This window comes from Mycobacterium attenuatum (genome assembly GCF_900566085.1).
GTDB lineage: Bacteria > Actinomycetota > Actinomycetes > Mycobacteriales > Mycobacteriaceae > Mycobacterium > Mycobacterium attenuatum.
On the sequence record NZ_UPHT01000170.1, the window covers coordinates 1 to 17523 of the forward strand.

Genomic DNA, 17523 nt, shown 5'->3' on the forward strand with positions numbered 1-17523 from the left:
TCGACGACGACAGCGGTGATGACCAGGCGAGCCTTCGACATCCACTGAACGTCGCTGCCGTCAAGCTATTCCGATGTCTTGACACACCCCATTCGTATGTCCTGACGCACCACACCGCCACCCCGACCCATCGCGACGCTTATGCGGTAACCAGGCTGTTCCTGGCCAGCGGCGTTCCGAAGTACCCGACTTCGGGATCGACGACGACGGTCTTGGTCTGGCCTTGTCGCGCCAGCACGTCGCGGGCCATCTGCTCGAACGAGATCTTGTCCGGCCCGCCGACATTCGCGATGCCGCCCAACGGTTTACCTTCGGCCACCCGGGCCACCTCGGCGGCGAGGTCGGCGGCGGCGATGGGCTGGATCAGTGCGTCCGGGACGCGAACTTCGCCGCCGACGGTCATCGACGCCGTGATGGCGTCGGTGAACTCCGCGAACTGGGTGGCACGCACGATCGAGTAGGGCAGCTCCGATTCTTCGATGAGCTTCTCCTGAGCGACCTTCGCGCGCAGGTACCCGCTTTCGGGCAGCTGATCGGACCCGACAATCGACACGGCTACGTAGTGCCCGACGGCGCCGGCACGAGCGGCGGCTACCAGGTTGGTGGTCGACGTGGTGAAGAACTCCATCACCGGATCGTCGTCGAAGGACGGTGAGTTCGTTACGTCGACAACGACGTCGGCCCCCCGCAGCGCGTCGGCGAGGCCTGCCCCGGTCAGGGTGTTGACGCCGGTGCGGGGCGACGCCGCAACCGCGTCGTGGTGGTGCTGGCGCAGCTTCTCGACCACTTTCGATCCCAGCACACCCGTGCCACCGATCACGACGACCCGCATGGTTCCCCTTTTCCAAAAGTCACGGGACCGGGTAACCGGCCCGTGCCGCGTGGCGATTCGCGTAGAACCAAGCTAACGCCGCCCCCTGGGGATTGCCGCAAGATGCGCGCGGGCTAAATGACATGCCAATGGGTCAACGCCGCAAACAAGGCGATCCAGCCGGCCGAAATCACCAGGCCTGCGATCGCTTCGCCGCGGCCTTCGCCGGTTGCCCTGACCTGGGCGAGCGCCGCGATAGCGCAGATGACGCTCAATACCACCGCGCCGCCCACGGCGAACGCGAAGGCCGCTGGAGCGTACATGTTGGTCGTGCGCTCCGGCACCGGCTGGCAGGTGGTCATATCAGCTATCCCCTTCGCGTTGGACCGTCAGATCAGCGATGAGCATCCGAGCCGGCGCTTGGAAGATTCTCAAAGGATTCTTGGAGCCGAGGCCGCAACCGCACTCTGGTGCCGTGGCGGGGTACCAGCATGATGGAGCGCCGCACGATGCGCTCGGGCCTGTCGTCGACGGCGCTGAACTCCCCTTCGCGCAACAGCACGTGCAACACGGTGACCAGCTCCCGCATCGAAAAGGCCGCGCCCAGACAACGTTTCACGCCGCCACCGAAGGGCACCCAGGCGTAGGTTTGCGGGCGCACCCCGAGGAATCGCTCGGGCCGGAACTCGTTGGGATGGTCATAGACGCCGGGATTGCGGTTGACGGCGATGATGTGGACGACGATGCGCGTTCCGGCATCCACCATATAGTCGCCGATGCGAAACGGTTGCGCGGCCACGCGTGCCGTAAGGGGTGCGGGCGGCCGCACCCGCAGCGTCTCGTTGATCACCGCGGTGGTGAAATCCGCCACGCCGCTGACGGCTTCGGCGCACACTCGCCGCAGCGCATCGGGATGGTGCAGCAGGAGGTCGAAGACCCATGCCAGCGTGGTCGCGGTGGTTTCGTGGCCGGCCAGCATCAAGGTGATCAGATCGTCGCGAATCTCGTTGTCGGACAGTCGTTCACCGTCGTCGCCGCGCGCACGCAGCAGCAGCGCCAGGATGTCGTGTTGCTCGTTCAGGTCCGGGTCGGCGCGACGGCGGGCGATCAGCGGCAGGACGGCGTCGTCGATCTCCCGGTAGGCCCGTGCCCGTGACGGCCACACGCGTAACGTGCCGAAGCGACGAAGCGCATACCGCATCGTCAATTGCTCTGAGACACCCAGGTTCAGCAGACGTTCGAAGGGCCGGCCGAGCCGCCGCACCTCGTCGGGATCCTCGACGCCGAACACGACCTTGACGATCACGTCCAGCATCAGCGCGCGGGCGGCGGGCAGTAGCGCGAACGGCCGGTCGACGGGCCAACCGCGCATCGCTGCGCGAGTGGAGTCTTCGATGATCGGCACGTAACCGTTGAGCGCGGCCCCGTGTAGCGGAGGAGTCAGGAGCTTGCGGCGCCGCAGGTGCTCGGGCTCTTCCTGCACGAACATCGACCCGGACCCGTAGATCGCCGCCGCCGGTCCCACGCCCTCGCCGCCGAGCAGGACGTCGGCGGGAGCAGTGAATACCTCCCTCACCAGGGTCGGATCCGAAACGATCGCTACGTCGCCCAGGGACAGGATCGGCATCGTCATGATCGGTCCGTAGCGTCGGATCAGCCGCAGCATCCGGCGCTCCCCGCCCACCAGGTAGGCCACCGCGTACACCGTCGCGAAAGCGGTACGAAACCGGCGTGGGGCCGGTAGGCCGGGCGGCCGCCGCTGAAAACTTGGCGAATCAGCCACGTCCACGACACAACACGGCGCCGTCGGCTAGGTCAAGGCCGGACGGCCACCCCGATCACACGCAGTCGGCGCACACGGGAAGCTCGCCATTCGAACTGCGCAACCGGCTGCGGTGCTGCACCAGGAAGCAACGCGAACAAGTGAATTCATCGGCGCGCTGGGGAATCACCGTCACCGACAACTCTTCACCGGATAGATCTGCACCCGGCAGTTCGAACAAAGACGCCTCGTTCGGGTCGTCGTCGACGACGGCGGTGGACAGTTTCGGCAAGGCGGGCGTCAGTTCATTCAGCACCGACTCGTCCACGGTGTCGGTGTCAGACACGCGGCGTGCATCGTAATCGCTAGCGGTCGGCATGGTGCGTCCCTTCCTGCTGAGTGACCGGGTTACACACCTGCTTGTGGTCACCCGTGGCAGAGTCAATACCCTTTTCGGATACCGGTCACACCTGTCAACAGAAAGAAATCGGCAACACCACCAACACCAGTGAGGCCGCCGATCGGGCGGTCAAACCTCGAGGAAGTCCGATTCAGCGGGTCGAGATTTCGGAACCGGAAACCGGAATCCGGCTGCGTGAGACCGCCAGCCCGATCCAGGGCGCCATGACGGCCACCACCAGGATCGCCGCGGCCACGACCGAATGCCCGGTGGTCAGCAACACCAAGCCGAGGAGCAGGCCGGTCGCCCAGACGACCGCCGCCACCAAACCGGGGACGTTCACACCCTGCTCGCCGACCTCTGCCCGCGCGGGGTAGCCAGAACGAACGGCGGTACTTCCGGTGTTAAGCATGTTGGCCATCATATCCTATGGAAACTATTGCCAGGTCGTTTAATCTGTAACCGTTCTACCGGATAGCTGTGAGGTCACTGCCAATGGTTACCCCGCGGCCGGGTGCCCGCAAACCGGGTGGGCGGCCTCTTATCGGGGTATCACTGGTCGGTGAGTGATACCGCCCTGCTGGTCATCGACATGTTCAACGACTACCGCCATCCCGACGCCGAACAGCTGGCCGCCAACGTCGCGGCCATCGTCGATCCGTTGGTCGAGCTGATCGGGACCACCGAGCGGGACGGCGGGGCCGATCTCATCTATGTCAACGACAACCACGGCGATTTCACCGCCGACCATCGTGCCATCATTTCGGCCGCACTGGACGGGCAGCGCCCTGACCTGGTCAAACCGCTGGTACCGAAGGCCGGTTGCCGGATCATCACCAAGGTGCGCCACAGCGTGTTCTATGCCACCGCCCTGGAGTACCTGCTGGATCGGCTGAAGACGCGGCGCATCGTGCTCACGGGTCAGGTGACCGAGCAGTGCATCCTCTACAGCGCGCTTGACGGCTACCTGCGGCACTACGAGGTCGTGGTCCCACCCGATGCGGTCGCCCACATCGACGAGGAACTCGGAGCCGCCGCGCTGAAGATGATGGAGCGCAACATGAGCGCCACCTTGCTACCCGCGCAGCGCTGTCTGCGGTGAACCGTTTGCGCTTCGCCCATCCGGGGAATGTCGGCCCATTGGCATGTCTACGAGAGGTAACCAGATGACCCGACGTCACTCCACCAAGGCCGAGTCTGACGTGGAATCCGACCCCCATGTCACCAAGTCACGAGCCGGCCGCGATGACGAAGGCAGTTACGTTGGCCGCACCGCCGCCGATGACGACTTCGGCAGCGGAGAAACCGGTGCTGAGGCGCGCAGCCAGGACGGCTGACGACCGGACCGGTCTATCCCCGGTCCAGCTCCACCAGCAACGCCCGATGATCCGAGATCGGCATTAGCTCGGCGGCCGGCGCGCGGGCACGCAAACCGGGATCGTCGGTGAGGATGTGGTCGAGTTGCCGGTCGGGGTCAGGCGCCGGAAACGTCGCCGCCGTTGCCAACGGCCGCATCCGTGACCACCGGTGTGCCGCGGCCGGCGTCAGGTTGAGGTCCCCGGTGAGCAGCCGCGGCCCGGGAAAGCCGCGAACGTCGTGAACCAGGCGGCGCAGCTGCCATCGGTTCCAGCCGGGCACGAAGGACAAATGCGTGTTGGCCACCGTGAGCGGACCCAGCGGAGTGCGTAGGCGTGCGATGACGGCCGCCCGCGGCTCCTCGTCGACGATCATCACCTTGTTCGGCCCCGGCAGATACATCGGGAATCGCGCCGGAATGCGGGGCAGCCGCACCACCTGCCAGCTGGCCGCCGGGAAGCGTGACAACAGCGCGATGCCGTAGGCCGCGGTCCCGGGTTGTTCATCGCCGGTGGCGGCCATCCACGTCGCGCCGGGTGTACCCGAGATCGCGGCCACGAACCGGTGCGCCACCGCGCCCATGGCTTCGGCGGCCGCCGCGGTGAGATCGGCCCGGCCCGATCGCGGCTGGTCACAGTCCACTTCCTGTAGCGCCAGCACGTCCGGGTCAAGTTGGCGCACGCAGTCACACAGCCGCTGCACGTTCACCCCGTCGCCCACCGTGCGGCCGTGCAGGATGTTGAACGTCGCCACCCGCATGGTTACGTGTCGACTATCGGCACGGCCGCGGATCGGGCGCCTTCGCCCGGCGCCGCGGCCCGCAACGATGCTGTCCGGCCAAACGGCCGAGTTCGGCTAGGTCCCGCTCGGCGTGGCTTTGCCGGATATAGATGGTCAGGTCGGCGACCCGCTGAGCGTGGCGGCCGTCCTGACACAGCGGTCCCGGGCCCAGCGCCCGTCCGGTCCGGGTGATGGCCTCGTCGACGGCGTGTTCGACGATGGCGCGGGCGCGACGCGCCAGCAGTTGAGCGGTGCCGGCCCGATCGAACGGATCGGCGTCGATCTGCTCTGCGACACCGGCCAGCATCGCTTCTCCGGCGGCGAGCGCGGCGTCCACGGCGCCCAGGTGCGCCAGCGAATAGGCGTCGGCCGACTGGCTGTCGGCGCAGCGGTACAGGGGGTCGGCTACCCGGCGGGCGCCGCCCAGCCAGCATGCCGCCACCCCGACCGCGGCGTGCCAGAAGCCGGGGCGGTTCGAGTAGGCATCGGGCTCGCCGACCGCCATCGCGTGGACATCGCTGAACTGCACCGATCGCGTGTCGCTGCCGGCCATTCCGGGGTTCCACCAGGTACTCGGCAGAGGTTTGACGACGGGATCGGTCACCGTCACCGCGAACAGGCCCCGTTTGCCGTCGTCGAGGACGGCGGTAACCAGCGCATGGGTGCAAAAGCCGGCTCCCGGGCACCACACCTTGATGCCGTTGAGAACGTACTCGTCGCCGGCGATGCGGCCGGCGCGCAGCACGGCGTCGGCGGACTCGGCCACCCACACACCCCACAGCTGATTGGGTTGCGGCGGCTTGCCGCCCAACTCGTTGATGATGGCGGCGGCGTCAACGTGGGCTTCGGCGATGCGGGCCGCCGCAATGTCCTCCTCGGCCAGCTGGGCCAGGCGCTGCCAGCGTTCGGCGGTGCGCCCGGAAGCCGGCAACGGCAACTCCAGCCGCCCCGACTCCAGCCAATGCTCGACAAGTCCGGCACTCATGCGCTTACCCGGCCGTCACACGGTCCGCTACCAGGAAAAGTCACCACCGCGGCCCACGCATAACAACTCGGCGCTGTGGCTGACATACGTTGCTGATACCCGATATCGGCGGGCGATTAAACGGTTGCCCGATAGTGGCCGAACCCGCGAGGGCCGGGTTGCCGACGACATCGGCCGGGTATGCCTTAGCCACGATGACTATCCCGGAGGCCCCCGACACCAACAGCCGCACCGGCGGCGCCGAGTACGCGGGGCTGCGAGAGGCCCTGCGCAATGCCGCGTCAGCCCTCAAGAAGCACGGGCCGCGCTTCGCGTTGGCCGGCAGCTACGCCTTATGGGCGTATGGCGCACCCGAACCCAGCCACGACGTCGACATTGTGGTCGCCGAGACCGACGTGGCGGCCGCGGCCACCACCCTGGCCGACGCCGGGTTCTGCATGCAACGCCCACCCGAAGACTGGCTGCTCAAGGCCCGCAGCGGGAAGTGGGTAGTCGACGTGCTGCACCGGGTCAACGGTGAGCCGGTGGACTCGGCGGTCCTTGACGGAGCGGAAGAGCGTGTGGTGCTGGCCATTCCGATGCCGGTGTTGCCGCCGACGACGGTGTTCATCCAGAAGCTGCGCGCCTTGACCGAGCATCACTGCAACTTCGCCGACCTGCTGCCGGGCGCACGCGCGGTTCGCGAACAGCTCGACTGGTGCCGCATCGAAAAGGCCACCGGCGACAACGAATTCGCGGCCGCGTTCCTGATGCTGGCCGGCCGGCTCGGGTTACGCGGCCCCGACGGCTGTCCACACTGCGCGGGTGGCTGACGGCCTCAGGTCTGGCCACCGCCACTGGCGCCCAGCGTCCGTTGCATGTCCGGCTTCATCGCGGCCAGCTGGGCTCCCCAGTAGCCCCAGCTGTGCACACCGTTGTTGTCGAGGTTGAACACGGCGTTGTGGCCGCCGGCGGCGGTGTAGGCGTCTTTGAAGGCGACGTTGCTCTGCAGGACGACCTGTTCGATGACCTGTCCCGGGAGGCTGCCCTGGCCAATTTCCGAGGGCGTGCCGTTACCGCTGTAAACCCACAGCCGGGTGTTGTTGCCGGCAAGTCGCCCGGCTTGCACCGTGGGATCGTTGCGCTGCCAACCGGGTCCGCCCGTCGGCCCCCACATGTCCTGGGGGTTGAACCCGCCTTCGTTGTTCATCGCCAGGCCGATCAGCGTCGGGCCGTTGCCGCTGGAAGGCGTCATGTAGGCCGACAACGAGGCGGCGTAGGCGAACTGCTGCGGGTGGTAGGCCGCCAAGATCATGGCCGACGATCCGGACATGGAGACGCCGACCACCGCATTGCGGGTGGAGCGCACGCCCCTGCTCGCCAGGTAACCGGGCAGTTCGCTGGTCAGGAAGGTTTCCCACTTGTAGGTCTGGCCGTTGGCTGAGCCGTACCAGTCGGAGTAGAAGCTGGACCGCCCGCCCACCGGCGCCACCACCGAGATGCCGGAGCCGGCGTATTCGTCGAACGCGTTGGTCTCGATGTCCCAGCCGCTGCGGTCGTCGCGGGCGCGCAGCCCGTCGAGCAGATACACCGCCGGAGCGCCGCCTTGCTGGAACTCCACGGTGATGTTGTGGCCCATCCCCGCCGAGGGCACCTGCAAAAATTCGGGAGCAGCTGCCCGCGCCGGCGGTTCCCCGCCGATTACACCCACCAGCCACGGCAGCGCGGCGGCGGCGACCCCCGCGACCGCTAGTCGGCGCTTCCAGCGGTTGCCCCGATTGTTCGTGGTGCCCATCCCCGGCTCCTTTCGTCGGCCTGTATAGGCGGGATTGGTTTTCGCTCGCTCAGGTGCCGGGTCAAGCTGGGCGCCCTACCGACCAAGTCGGATTGCGGGTACCCCGCGCTGCGCCGGTTCAACCCATCGGTTCCACCACCGGAATGACCGGCGGATACCACCACGATCAGGCCGCCGCGTGGCGCCGAAAAATTCATGGTTTGGACGCGTGCGCGGACGGGCACCTCCTGCGGCATGAATGCCTCTGCCATTGCTCGTCTCATGGGTCCCACCGCAGCCGTTGCGTGGGCACTCAGCGCCTCCGTCCTACCGGCCACCGCCATCCCCTCCGCATCCGCTCAGCCATGCCCCGACGTCGAGGTGATATTCGCCCGCGGCACCGGCGAACCTCCCGGCGTCGGCCCCACCGGACAGGCCTTCGTCGACGCCCTGCGCTCGCGCATCGGCCCACGCTCAATGGGCGTCTATGCGGTCAACTACCCCGCCAGCGACCAGTGGGATACCGGCGTCGACGGCATCCGCGACGCCGGCGCGCACGTCGTCTCCACCGCCAACAGCTGCCCCAACACCCACATGGTGCTCAGCGGCTACTCTCAGGGCGCGGCCGTGATGGGTTTTGTCACCTCCCCGGCGGTGCCCGACGGGATCGACCCGGCGACCGTACCCAAACCGCTGGCACCCCAAGTGGCCAACCACGTCGCCGCGGTGGTGCTCTTCGGAACACCCAACGTGCGGGCCATGAACTTCCTCGGCGAGCCGCCCATCAGCATCGGCCCGGCATACCAGGGCAAGACCATCAAGGTGTGCGCGCCCGAAGACCCGGTGTGCTCCGACGGCATGAACTTCGCCGCGCACGACACCTACGCCGACGACGGCAGCATGATCAGCAAGGGTGCCGACTTCGCCGCCAGCCGCCTGGGCGCAGGTCCTGGCGGGCCGATGACCGTCGCGTCTCCGGGCGGCGGCTTCGGAAACTGAGGAAACCGACCGGGTGACGGGCGGGCACCCCTGCGCACCCGCCCGTCACACCGCCTGACCGGATCGCGAAATGATCTGGTGCACATAACATTTCAGATCGTCCCGGGATCAACCGCTGCGCCAGTTCGGCAAGGGCACGCGGGTGCCGCGCGGCGCCGGCAAGCTTGTCGAGGTATTCGAGCGCCGCCCGCAACCTGGCGTGGGTGCCTGTGCCCGCTGCACGACGAGCGGGTCGATGTTGGCCAGTTGCGGGTCATAGCCCAGCGCCGCCAGCGAGTTAGTATAGGAAAGCTTCACTGCCAGAAAGGCGTTGCTGGCGTACTTAGCCAGCTCGGCGCTCTCCGGCGTCATCCGCAATACCGGCTCGGCCTCCGGGCCGTATGTCTCGCGGATCCGTTGGGCGGCAACGTCGTCGAGGCTGCCGATGACCAGCCGGTCCGGATGCCGGAAATCGTGCACGGCATGCCCCTCGCGCAGAAATTCCGGTGTCGAGACAACACGAATGCCGTTGCTGCGCAACCGGTTATCCACGGTCGAGGTGGTACCGACCGGCACCGTCGACTTGAGCGCCACAATGGCACCGCGCCGCAGGGTAGCGCCGAGTCGGTCGACCACCGAGTGCACCGCGGTCAGATCCGCCCGGCCGTCGCCGGCACTGGGCGAGGGGGCGCAGACGAACACGACGTCGCGATCTGCCAGGGCGGCGAAGTCCGCGCTGAAGCTCAGCAGGCGGCGAGAAAGGCTGGCCCGCAACAATTCCGGCAATTCTGGTTCGTCGATCACCGGTATTCCCGCGGAAAGTTTGCGCACCTTGTCGGTATCGATGTCGACCGCGATCGTGTGCAGTCCACGGCCGGCCATGCAGACGGCGGTGGTCAGACCGACGTATCCGACGCCGACGACACCGACCCGCGGTGGGGTGCTCATGCGGCCTCCCTCAACAGTCGCCGGCCGGCTTCGAGTACCGTCTCCACGTCGATGCGCAACAAGCCTGGATCGGGCACGTCGGCATGCGGATCGCCGTGCCCGCCGGCCCACAGTGCGAGATGTGGCCCCGGGCCGCGGGGACCCCAGCGGGCCGGGGCGGTAGGCCCGAAAAGCACCACGGACGCGGCACCGGTGGCGGCAGCCAGGTGCCCGACACCGGTGTCGCCGCAGATCACCAGCCGGCTGCCGCCAACCAGTCCGGTCAGTCCCGAAAGGTCCAGCGCTCCGGCCAGGACCACGCTCGGCGGCAGGCCCGCGCCGCGGGCGACGTCGTGCGCGAGGTCGGATTCGGCGGGCGATCCGGTGATCACGATGTGGTGACCGTCAGCGGCCAACGCCGCGGCCACCGCGGCGAAGCGGTCCGCGGGCCACCGTCGCGCCGCCGCCGAGGCCCCGGGGTGAATCACCACCGCGCCGGTCGGGCCAAGCCGGACCGGCGGCCGTTGGACCGTGCCATCGCTTGGGTCACAAGGGATGCCGGCCCACTCCAGCAGCGCGCACCAGCGGTCCACCTCGTGCACGCCGTGCCGCCAGGTCGGCCCCGCCAGCTCGGGATGACGAGGGTGCCGGTGCGTGATCACCGATTTGGGCTGCCACTGAAGCAGGTGTTCGATACTTTGCGGGCCGCACCCGTGCAGGTTGACCGCCAGGGCGGGCGGTTGCGGTAGCGGTCGCACGTCACCCAGGCCGGCGGTGGGCAGCACGTCGTCGACGGCGCCGGTGAGCAGCGCCAGCTCGCGAAAGCGTTCGGGAGCCGCGAGGGTGATGCGGGCACCGGGATAGTGCCGGCGCAGCCCTCGCAGCGCGGGCACCGCCGTCAGCAGGTCGCCCAGCCCCAACGCGCGCAGCACCACGATGGCCTCGCCCGGCAACCCTACGGCCACGATGACTCCGTGGACGAGCAGACCACGAGCTCGCGGACTTCGCAGCCGAGAGGCTGGGACAGCGCGAAAACCACTGTCTCGGCGACATGTTCGGGTTTGTTGAGCTTGGCGTCGGCCGGTGGCCGGTACTGTTCGGTGCGGCCGTCGAAGAACGGGGTGTGCATGCCGCCGGGGATCAGCAGCGTCACCCCGACCTGCCCGGCCAGTTCGGCCGCCAAGGCCCGGGTGAAGCCGACGATGCCGAATTTCGAGGCGCAGTAGGCCGTGGCGTCGCTGACCGCTTTGATGCCCAGGGTCGAGGCGCAGGTGACGACGCGCCCGTGGCTGGCCTTCAGGTAAGGCAGGGCGACGCGCACGACGGCCGCAGTGCCTACCAGGTTGACGGCGATCACCTGCTCCCATTCCTTGGCCGGGACGTGGTCGAGGGTGCCGCAGGAGTCGATGCCGGCCGCGGTGAACACCCCCGCGATCCGGCCGTCCACCCGGCCGGCCAGCGACTCGACGGCGGCCTCGACCGCAGCGGTGTCGGCCAGGTCGGCGGCCGCATACGGCACGTCGGCTGCCGGGGGCTTCCTGTCGAGGACCAGCGGCGTGCCGCCACGGCGGGCCACCGCCGCGACAGTGGCCGCGCCCAGCCCGGAGGAGCCACCCGAAATCAGCACGGCCCCAAGGTGGTTCGTAGAGTCAGACATGTCAAGACCTTTCGGTGCGGGTGCGGGCAGAAGTCGCCGCGGCAATCAATCGGGACGACGAGTAGCCCGCGACCGTGGGCAGGATGACGACCTCACCGTCGTGGCGGCGCACCACCTCGGCTTCGGGGAGGTCGGCCGCCGCGTAGTCGCCGCCCTTGACCCAGATGTCGGGCCGCAGTTGTTCCAGCAGGCGCTGCGGAGTGGGTTCGTCGAAGATCGCCACCGCGTCGACGCAGGCCAGCGCGGCCAGCACCCGGGCCCGGTCGGCGTCGCGCATCACCGGGCGTCCGTCGCCTTTTAGTGCGCGTACCGACTTGTCGGAGTTGACCAGCACGATCAGGGCGTCGCCGAGTTCGCGAGCCTGGCGCAGCAACCTGATGTGCCCGGTGTGCAGCAGGTCGAAGCAGCCGCCGGTGGCCACCACGGTGTGACCGTCGCGGCGCAACCGCTCTGCAAGCGCGACCGCGTCCACCCCGGCCGGGTCTTCGATCCGGGTGCCCGTGGGCAGCACGGCGCGCAGGACGGGGGCCGAGACGGCGGCCGCGCCGCCGGTGGCCACGAAGCGGGCGGCGTCGGCAACCGCGGCGACCACCGCGGCTACCGGCCCCGCCCCGGCTCCCAGGGCAGTGGCCGCGGCGACGGCGAAGCGGTCGCCCGCTCCGCAGACGTCGCCGGAGGCCCCCGCCGGTTGCGGGACCCCGACATGTTCGGCCGCACCGTGGGGCCCGTAGACCCACGCGCCGTGCTCGCCGCGGGTGATGCAGACCAGCTGTGCGCACCATCTCTTGCGCAGCAGCTCGCCGTCCCTGCTGTCACCACAGAAGTGCTGCGCCTCTTGCTGATTGGGTGTCACCAAGGAACAGCCCGGCACCGGCACCGAACCGCGGGGATGCGGGTCCCAGACAATCGGGATCCGGGGCGCCAGCTGGCTCAGCACACCCCGTATCTCCGGCAGCGCGGTCACACCGCCGCCGTAGTCGGCTACACAGATCGCTCGCGCGCCGGCCAGCACCGTCGTCACGTCGTCGGACAGTGGCCGGCTTACCGGCGAGCCGTCGCCGCCGTCGAGTCGCAGCAGCGACTGTCCCCGCGCCCGAATCCTGGTCTTGATCACCGTGGTTCCGCGCATCGGCAACCCCAGCACCCGCACCCCGGCGGCGGCCAGCAGGCCATGCAACTGGCGGCCGGCGTCGTCGTCGGCGATTCCGGTGACCAATACGACCCGGGTTTCGGTGCGCGCGGCCAGCAGCGCGGCCAGCCCCGCCCCGCCCGGCCGCTGCATCAGCCGCTGGGTGTCGACCACCGGCACGGGAGCCTCCGGGCTCAGCCTGGTCGCCGTCCCTTCGATATCGATGTCGAGCATCGAATCGCCTACGATCACAAGCGGTTTCATACGCGCTCCGAACTCAGCAGCACATCGTCGACCGCCATGCACAGTCCATGGACCAGCATCAGGTGGATCTCCTGAACGGTCGCCGTGGTCGGGGCATCCACGCTGATCGCCTCATGACACATGGCGGCCAGCACGTTGGGCGCCGGCCCGGTCAGGCCCCAGGTGAGCATGTCGAGGCCGTGGGCAGCCTTGACCGCTGCCAGCACATTCTGGCTGCTGCCACTGGTCGACAGCGCTACCAGCACGTCGCCGCGCCGGCCGTGGGCGCGCACTCCCCGAGCGAACATCTCCTCTTCGCCGTAGTCGTTGGCGATGGCCGTTAGCGCCGCGGTATCGGCATGTAAGGCAATGGCCGACAACGGAATACGCTCGTCACGGAAGCGCCCGACGAGTTCGGCCGTCAGGTGCTGGGCCTCGGCGGCGCTGCCGCCGTTGCCACACGCCAGCAGCCGGCCGCCGCCGCTCAGCACCGCCGCCAGCTGCCGCCCCCACCGGCGCAGTCGCGCTGCCTCGGCACTGGTCCGGCCCACCGCGTCACGCAATGCGTCGAAGTGCCCTTCGATCATGGCGGTCCTCCTCTCCACCGCACCGCGGCAAGGAGCTCGGCGTCTTTGATTCCGTCCAGGCAGGGGTGGCCGGGCACCGGGCAGACCCGGGCGCGGCTGGCCCGACACGGCGCGGCCTGGTCACCGAGCACGCTGACCCGCCGGCCGTAGGGCCGCCATTGCGCCGCCGGAACGACGGGCGCGAACAACGACACCACCGGGGTTCCGACCGCGGCGGCCAGGTGCGCCGGGCCGGTGTTGGGCGCCACGACGGCGCGCGCCGCCGCGAACACCGCGGCCAGCTCCGCGAGGCTGGTCGCACCGCCCAGGTCGACGGCCACGTCGCCGGCCACCGCGGCGGTGAGCCGGACCTCGTCGGGACCACCGGTGACGACGACGCGGTACCCGGCAGCAGCCAGCGCCGCCACCATGGACGCACTGCGAGCCTGGGTCGGTTGTCGCGCCGGCACCGCCGCGCCGGGGTGGAACACCACGAACGGGCCCGGGCCGATCCGGGTGGCCAGCCGGCTGGGCAACGGATCGACCGCACGCACCCGCAGCGCGCCGTCGTCACCGGCGGGCAGCGGGCATCCGGCCGCATCGGTCAGCGACAGCGCCCGCTGCGGCTCCGGGACTCCGCTGGGCGCCTGGTGTCGCAGATCCAGCAGCGCACCCGGGTAGTCGGTGCTGATCGCGCCCACCCACGGCACCGAGGCCATCTTGGCCAGCAGCGCCAGCGGCAGCGGTGACTGGTGAAAGGACGTGAAGATGTACATGCGGCGGGGCGCGATGTCACGCAGCTGCTTGACCAGCGCCTCGGCGTGGGCGGCGGTCAGCTCCGGCGAGTCGAAATCCACCCACGGGGCCTGCCATTCCACGATCTCGTCGACGCCGGCGAGCAGTTCGGCGGCGGTGTGGCCGCGGGGGCCGACGAGCATGACGACCCGGTCGTGGTAGGCGGCGACGGCCCGCACCGCGGGACCGGTGATCAGCACGTCGCCGGCGCTGTCGAGCCGGGCCACGATGGCCGTATTCGCGCGGGTACTCATCGGCACTCCCGCAGCACCAGCGAAGCGGCCTCGTCCAGCGTCGCGGCGACCCGTGCCCGGGCCTGCGCCCGGGTGATCTCCCCCGGCAGGGTGCGCGCGGTGGGCACCAGTACCGCCTCGGCGCCGGCAGCCAGCGCCGCCTCGACATCGCCGCCGGTGTCGCCGATCATCACGCAGCGGCTCGGCGGTACCGCCAGCGCATCGGCGGCGGCCAGCACCATTCCTGGTCGCGGTTTGCGGCAACCGCAGCCGTCCGTCTCGCCGTGCGTGCACACCTGCCAGGAGTCGAACGGGCCGAGCAGCGCGTCGACCCGGGCGTTGACGGCGGTCAGCTGGTCGGTGCTGATCAGCCCGCGGGCCACCCCGGACTGGTTGGTGACGACGGCGAGCAGCAGCCCGTGTTCACGCAGCCGCCGCAGCGCGCGCATGGCATCGGGAGTGGGCTGAACGCCGTCGGGATCGTTGAGGTAGGGCTGGTCGACGATCAGCGTGTCGTCGCGGTCCAGCAGCACCGCCAGCGGCGGGTCCCGCCGAGCCCGGCGAAACACCCACTCGCCGGTCAGCCGGTGCGCCACGGCGACCGGCGGAATCAGCGCGCTGGTCACCGAAATCCGAAGGGCCTCAACCACAGACCGCGGGCCTGCCCGCCAGCGCCGGGCGCTGAACTCCGCCGTCAGCAGCAGCCACAGCATGGCCGCGAGGCGGCGCGCCGAATCGCGGCGCAGTAGTGCGGCGAGCACCGCGACGCCGCCGGCCGCGGTGGTGGCCAGGTGCGCCGGCAGCCGGCCCGGCCCTTCCCCGACCGTGGTTCGCCAGGATCGGCCGTATTTGCGGCGCAGCAGTGCGTTGTCGCGGTTTCCGGCCTGAGCGCGCACGCTGGACCCCCAGCTGGCCGGGGCGACGGGGTGCAGGCTGCGACGGCTACCGCGCGCGATAGCACCGCCGGCGGCGACGATGCGGGCCGCCAGGTCGGAGTCCTCGCGATAGGCGCGGGGAAACCGCTCGTCGAAGCCGCCGACGCCGACCAGCACGTCGCGGCGATAGGCCATGTCGGCGGTGATCCAGCGTGCCGATGCCAGCCGCAGGGTGCGGCGATCGTCGTCGGTCGGCCGGCCCGGCCGGGCTGCCGGCACCTCGATCACCGCCTGGGAGCCCACCGCGCCCGCCGCGTCGGCGACCGCCAGGTCGGCGGCCAGCTCCGAGCGCCACCGCGGACCGGGCACGACGTCGTCATCCAGGAAGCACACCCACCGGGCGGCGGTGGCGCGCCATCCGACGTTGCGCGCGGCTGCCGGGCCGCGCCCACCGCTGGCCAGCACCCGCACCGCAAGGCCGCCGCCCACTTCCAGGGCGGCGCACGGGTGCGGCCGGTCGTCCACCACCACCACCTCCGCGGGCGCTGGCCCGTCTCGTTGGGACAGCGCAATTCCTAAGCGCTGCAGTGACTCTCGTCCTACGGTGGGCACCACGATCGCGTAGCCGGACGTCATCGGCCCCGCCTGACCAGGTAGCGGCCAATGGCCAGCACGTCGATGGGGGAACTGCCGAACACCTCCAGCGCATCCCGCGGGCTGTCCACCATCGGCCGCCCCGCGGTGTTGAAACTGGTGTTGATCACCACCGGCACCCCGCTGTGCTGTGCGAACCTGCTGATGGTCGCGTGCAGCCGCGGGTCGGCGTCGTGGTCCACGGTCTGGATGCGTGCGGTGCCGTCGACGTGGGTGACCGCGGGAATCCGGTCGCGCCACGCCTCGGCAACATCGTGCACGAACAGCATGTAGGGGCTGGGCAGCGGACCGCGGGAAAAGATCTCGGCGGCGCGCTCGGCGAGCACCATCGGCGCTACCGGACGGAACTGTTCGCGTCCCTTGACCGAGTTGAGCCGTTCCAGGTTGGCGGGGTCGCGCGGGTCGGCCAGCAGTGAGCGGCCGCCCAGTGCGCGCGGGCCGAATTCGGCGCGGCCCTGGAACCAGCCGACCAGCTGGTTCGCGGCCAGCGTGTCGCCGACGGCGGCCGAAATATCCGGTGGCTCTTCATACGTGACGGCAGCGCTGTCGAGGGTGGCCCGGATCTGCGCGTCGGACCAGGCGCGGCCCAGTTGCGCCGTCGGCATCGGGACGATCGGCTCGCCGTAGGCCGCGGCGAGCGACAGCGCGGCCCCCAGCGCGGTGCCGGAGTCGCCGGCGGCGGGCTGCACCCACACCCGGTCGAAGCCGGACTCTGCGTAGATGCGGGTGTTGGCAACGCAATTGAGCGCCACGCCGCCGGCCAGGCAGAGTGCGTCGCTGTCGGTGCGGTCGCGCAGCCAGCCGGCCAGGTCGAGCAATACCTCTTCGACGACGCGTTGCACGCTGCAGGCCAGGTCGGCGTGTACCGGGTCCAGACCCTCGGCGTGCGGGGCACGGCGCGGCGCCATGTCCTCCCACTCGATGGGTTTGGTCCTAAACCCACCGTCGGCGCACGCGTACACCCGGTCGCGTAGCGCTTCGAGGAATGTGGGGCGGCCGTAGGAGGCCATCGCCATCACCTTGTACTCGTCGCTAGAGCGCGCGAAACCCAGGTGCTCGGTGAGGCTTTCGTAGAGCAGCCCCAACGAGTCCGGCAGCCGCTGCGATGCCAGCACGTCGAGTTTGTGGTCGCGATATACGCCGGCCAGCATCGAGGTCCGCTCGCCGCGGCCGTCGATCACCAGCACCGCGGTGTCCGGGTGCGGCGAGGCCAGAGCTGTCGATGCCGCATGCGCGACGTGATGACGAATATGTTGTACCACTTCGGGTTTGATCCCGGGAACAGCGGTCGCCAGAAAGCGCGGCGCCCGCTGGGCGTACAGCGTGCGCAGGTGCTCCCAGTCCCGGTCCAGCCCGGCCGGGTCGAGCGGCTCTTCGTACATCAATGCCGGGTCATAGGAATAGCCGATCGCGTCGATCTGCGCCGCGCGGATACCGGCGTGGTCCAGACACCACCGGATGGCCGCGACCGGAAGTTCCCACGTCGAGAAGGGCACCGCCGGCTTGCCGTGCTTGCGCCGCGAAAACCGCTCCTCCTCGGCGGCCGCCACCACGTGCCCGTCGACCACGAGAGCCGCAGCCGAATCGTGAAATACCGCGTTGACACCCAGGATTCGCAC

The 17523-nt window shown here is 69.5% G+C and carries 20 protein-coding genes; 4 read left to right on the forward strand and 16 right to left on the reverse strand.

Annotation, left to right across the window (positions count from 1 at the left end):
- Positions 1–139 precede the first annotated feature (139 nt).
- The 5 genes from EET13_RS26715 to EET13_RS33010 form a co-directional block, all read right to left on the reverse strand.
- Positions 140–832, reverse strand: coding sequence for an SDR family oxidoreductase (locus EET13_RS26715; protein WP_122445069.1), 693 nt, complete (start codon positions 830–832; stop codon positions 140–142).
- Between the two features lie 113 nt (positions 833–945).
- A complete protein-coding gene (locus EET13_RS26720; RefSeq protein ID WP_122445070.1) occupies positions 946–1173 on the reverse strand; it encodes a DUF4190 domain-containing protein in 228 nt (75 codons plus the stop codon).
- Positions 1174–1205: 32 nt separating this feature from the next.
- Positions 1206–2594 carry a cytochrome P450 gene (locus EET13_RS26725; RefSeq protein WP_244604130.1) on the reverse strand — a complete coding sequence of 463 codons (1389 nt, stop codon included), beginning with the start codon at positions 2592–2594 and terminating at the stop codon, positions 1206–1208.
- 55 nt (positions 2595–2649) lie between these two features.
- Positions 2650–2952, reverse strand: coding sequence for a DUF4193 domain-containing protein (locus EET13_RS26730; RefSeq protein ID WP_122445072.1), 303 nt, complete (start codon positions 2950–2952; stop codon positions 2650–2652).
- A 172-nt stretch (positions 2953–3124) separates the two neighbouring features.
- The gene (locus EET13_RS33010) at positions 3125–3385 is read right to left on the reverse strand and encodes a hypothetical protein (protein WP_136623265.1); all 261 of its coding nucleotides are present in this window, start codon (positions 3383–3385) and stop codon (positions 3125–3127) included.
- Between the two features lie 150 nt (positions 3386–3535).
- On the opposite strand from EET13_RS33010, the gene EET13_RS26740 reads away from it, so the two are divergent.
- Positions 3536–4075, forward strand: a complete 540-nt coding sequence (locus EET13_RS26740; protein WP_122445074.1) for a cysteine hydrolase family protein — start codon at positions 3536–3538, stop codon at positions 4073–4075.
- A 64-nt stretch (positions 4076–4139) separates the two neighbouring features.
- The gene (locus tag EET13_RS30655; protein ID WP_168990900.1) at positions 4140–4310 is read left to right on the forward strand and encodes a hypothetical protein; all 171 of its coding nucleotides are present in this window, start codon (positions 4140–4142) and stop codon (positions 4308–4310) included.
- A gap of 13 nt (positions 4311–4323) precedes the next feature.
- Here the strand turns inward: EET13_RS30655 and EET13_RS26745 are convergent, their stop codons facing one another.
- The gene (locus EET13_RS26745; RefSeq protein ID WP_122445075.1) at positions 4324–5088 is read right to left on the reverse strand and encodes an endonuclease/exonuclease/phosphatase family protein; all 765 of its coding nucleotides are present in this window, start codon (positions 5086–5088) and stop codon (positions 4324–4326) included.
- A 13-nt stretch (positions 5089–5101) separates the two neighbouring features.
- Positions 5102–6094 carry an acyl-CoA dehydrogenase family protein gene (locus tag EET13_RS26750; protein ID WP_122445076.1) on the reverse strand — a complete coding sequence of 331 codons (993 nt, stop codon included), beginning with the start codon at positions 6092–6094 and terminating at the stop codon, positions 5102–5104.
- Positions 6095–6288: 194 nt separating this feature from the next.
- Between EET13_RS26750 and EET13_RS26755 the strand changes: the two genes are divergently transcribed.
- Positions 6289–6906: a hypothetical protein gene (locus EET13_RS26755; RefSeq protein ID WP_122445077.1), complete on the forward strand. Its 618-nt coding sequence runs from the start codon at positions 6289–6291 to the stop codon at positions 6904–6906.
- Positions 6907–6911: 5 nt separating this feature from the next.
- On the opposite strand, the gene EET13_RS26760 is transcribed toward EET13_RS26755, so the two are convergent.
- A complete protein-coding gene (locus tag EET13_RS26760; RefSeq protein ID WP_122445078.1) occupies positions 6912–7868 on the reverse strand; it encodes an esterase family protein in 957 nt (318 codons plus the stop codon).
- A gap of 261 nt (positions 7869–8129) precedes the next feature.
- Between EET13_RS26760 and EET13_RS26765 the strand changes: the two genes are divergently transcribed.
- Complete coding sequence (locus tag EET13_RS26765; protein ID WP_280177753.1) at positions 8130–8846, forward strand: cutinase family protein; 717 nt, start codon at positions 8130–8132, stop codon at positions 8844–8846.
- Between the two features lie 108 nt (positions 8847–8954).
- Here the strand turns inward: EET13_RS26765 and EET13_RS26770 are convergent, their stop codons facing one another.
- Genes EET13_RS26770 through EET13_RS26795 form a run of 8 tightly spaced genes read right to left on the reverse strand, consistent with a single transcriptional unit; the run spans position 8955 to position 17523 of the window.
- Positions 8955–9773 (reverse strand): nucleotide sugar dehydrogenase, encoded by an 819-nt coding sequence (locus EET13_RS26770; RefSeq protein WP_122445080.1) that lies wholly within the window; start codon positions 9771–9773, stop codon positions 8955–8957.
- Positions 9770–10717, reverse strand: coding sequence for a glycosyltransferase family 9 protein (locus tag EET13_RS26775; RefSeq protein WP_244604131.1), 948 nt, complete (start codon positions 10715–10717; stop codon positions 9770–9772). Before EET13_RS26775 ends, EET13_RS26770 begins: the two co-directional genes overlap by 4 nt.
- On the reverse strand, positions 10708–11409 hold the full coding sequence (locus tag EET13_RS26780) for an SDR family oxidoreductase (protein ID WP_122445081.1): 702 nt from the start codon (positions 11407–11409) through the stop codon (positions 10708–10710). The genes EET13_RS26775 and EET13_RS26780 overlap by 10 nt, the downstream gene beginning before the upstream one ends.
- A gap of 1 nt (position 11410) precedes the next feature.
- Positions 11411–12802, reverse strand: a complete 1392-nt coding sequence (rfaE2, locus tag EET13_RS30660; protein ID WP_168991341.1) for a D-glycero-beta-D-manno-heptose 1-phosphate adenylyltransferase — start codon at positions 12800–12802, stop codon at positions 11411–11413.
- On the reverse strand, positions 12799–13368 hold the full coding sequence (locus EET13_RS30665; RefSeq protein WP_168991169.1) for a D-sedoheptulose-7-phosphate isomerase: 570 nt from the start codon (positions 13366–13368) through the stop codon (positions 12799–12801). Before EET13_RS30665 ends, rfaE2 begins: the two co-directional genes overlap by 4 nt.
- Positions 13365–14396: a glycosyltransferase family 9 protein gene (locus tag EET13_RS30670; RefSeq protein WP_168991170.1), complete on the reverse strand. Its 1032-nt coding sequence runs from the start codon at positions 14394–14396 to the stop codon at positions 13365–13367. The genes EET13_RS30665 and EET13_RS30670 overlap by 4 nt, the downstream gene beginning before the upstream one ends.
- Positions 14393–15886, reverse strand: coding sequence for an HAD-IIIA family hydrolase (locus tag EET13_RS26790; protein WP_122445082.1), 1494 nt, complete (start codon positions 15884–15886; stop codon positions 14393–14395). The genes EET13_RS30670 and EET13_RS26790 overlap by 4 nt, the downstream gene beginning before the upstream one ends.
- Positions 15883–17523 carry a carbamoyltransferase family protein gene (locus EET13_RS26795; RefSeq protein ID WP_122445083.1) on the reverse strand — a complete coding sequence of 547 codons (1641 nt, stop codon included), beginning with the start codon at positions 17521–17523 and terminating at the stop codon, positions 15883–15885. The genes EET13_RS26790 and EET13_RS26795 overlap by 4 nt, the downstream gene beginning before the upstream one ends.

Excerpts from the sequence above, each read along its gene's own strand:
- EET13_RS26715 (WP_122445069.1), bottom strand. The coding sequence starts at position 832 with ATGCGGGTCGTCGTGATCGGTGGCACGGGTGTGCTGGGATCGAAAGTG.
- EET13_RS26720 (WP_122445070.1), bottom strand. The coding sequence starts at position 1,173 with ATGACCACCTGCCAGCCGGTGCCGGAGCGCACGACCAACATGTACGCT.
- EET13_RS26730 (WP_122445072.1), bottom strand. The coding sequence starts at position 2,952 with ATGCCGACCGCTAGCGATTACGATGCACGCCGCGTGTCTGACACCGAC.
- EET13_RS33010 (WP_136623265.1), bottom strand. The coding sequence starts at position 3,385 with ATGCTTAACACCGGAAGTACCGCCGTTCGTTCTGGCTACCCCGCGCGG.
- EET13_RS30655 (WP_168990900.1), top strand. The coding sequence starts at position 4,140 with ATGACCCGACGTCACTCCACCAAGGCCGAGTCTGACGTGGAATCCGAC.
- EET13_RS26745 (WP_122445075.1), bottom strand. The coding sequence starts at position 5,088 with ATGCGGGTGGCGACGTTCAACATCCTGCACGGCCGCACGGTGGGCGAC.
- EET13_RS26750 (WP_122445076.1), bottom strand. The coding sequence starts at position 6,094 with ATGAGTGCCGGACTTGTCGAGCATTGGCTGGAGTCGGGGCGGCTGGAG.
- EET13_RS26755 (WP_122445077.1), top strand. The coding sequence starts at position 6,289 with ATGACTATCCCGGAGGCCCCCGACACCAACAGCCGCACCGGCGGCGCC.
- EET13_RS26760 (WP_122445078.1), bottom strand. The coding sequence starts at position 7,868 with ATGGGCACCACGAACAATCGGGGCAACCGCTGGAAGCGCCGACTAGCG.
- EET13_RS26765 (WP_280177753.1), top strand. The coding sequence starts at position 8,130 with ATGGGTCCCACCGCAGCCGTTGCGTGGGCACTCAGCGCCTCCGTCCTA.
- EET13_RS26770 (WP_122445080.1), bottom strand. The coding sequence starts at position 9,773 with ATGAGCACCCCACCGCGGGTCGGTGTCGTCGGCGTCGGATACGTCGGT.
- EET13_RS26780 (WP_122445081.1), bottom strand. The coding sequence starts at position 11,409 with ATGTCTGACTCTACGAACCACCTTGGGGCCGTGCTGATTTCGGGTGGC.
- rfaE2 (WP_168991341.1), bottom strand. The coding sequence starts at position 12,802 with ATGAAACCGCTTGTGATCGTAGGCGATTCGATGCTCGACATCGATATC.
- EET13_RS30665 (WP_168991169.1), bottom strand. The coding sequence starts at position 13,368 with ATGATCGAAGGGCACTTCGACGCATTGCGTGACGCGGTGGGCCGGACC.
- EET13_RS30670 (WP_168991170.1), bottom strand. The coding sequence starts at position 14,396 with ATGAGTACCCGCGCGAATACGGCCATCGTGGCCCGGCTCGACAGCGCC.
- EET13_RS26790 (WP_122445082.1), bottom strand. The coding sequence starts at position 15,886 with ATGACGTCCGGCTACGCGATCGTGGTGCCCACCGTAGGACGAGAGTCA.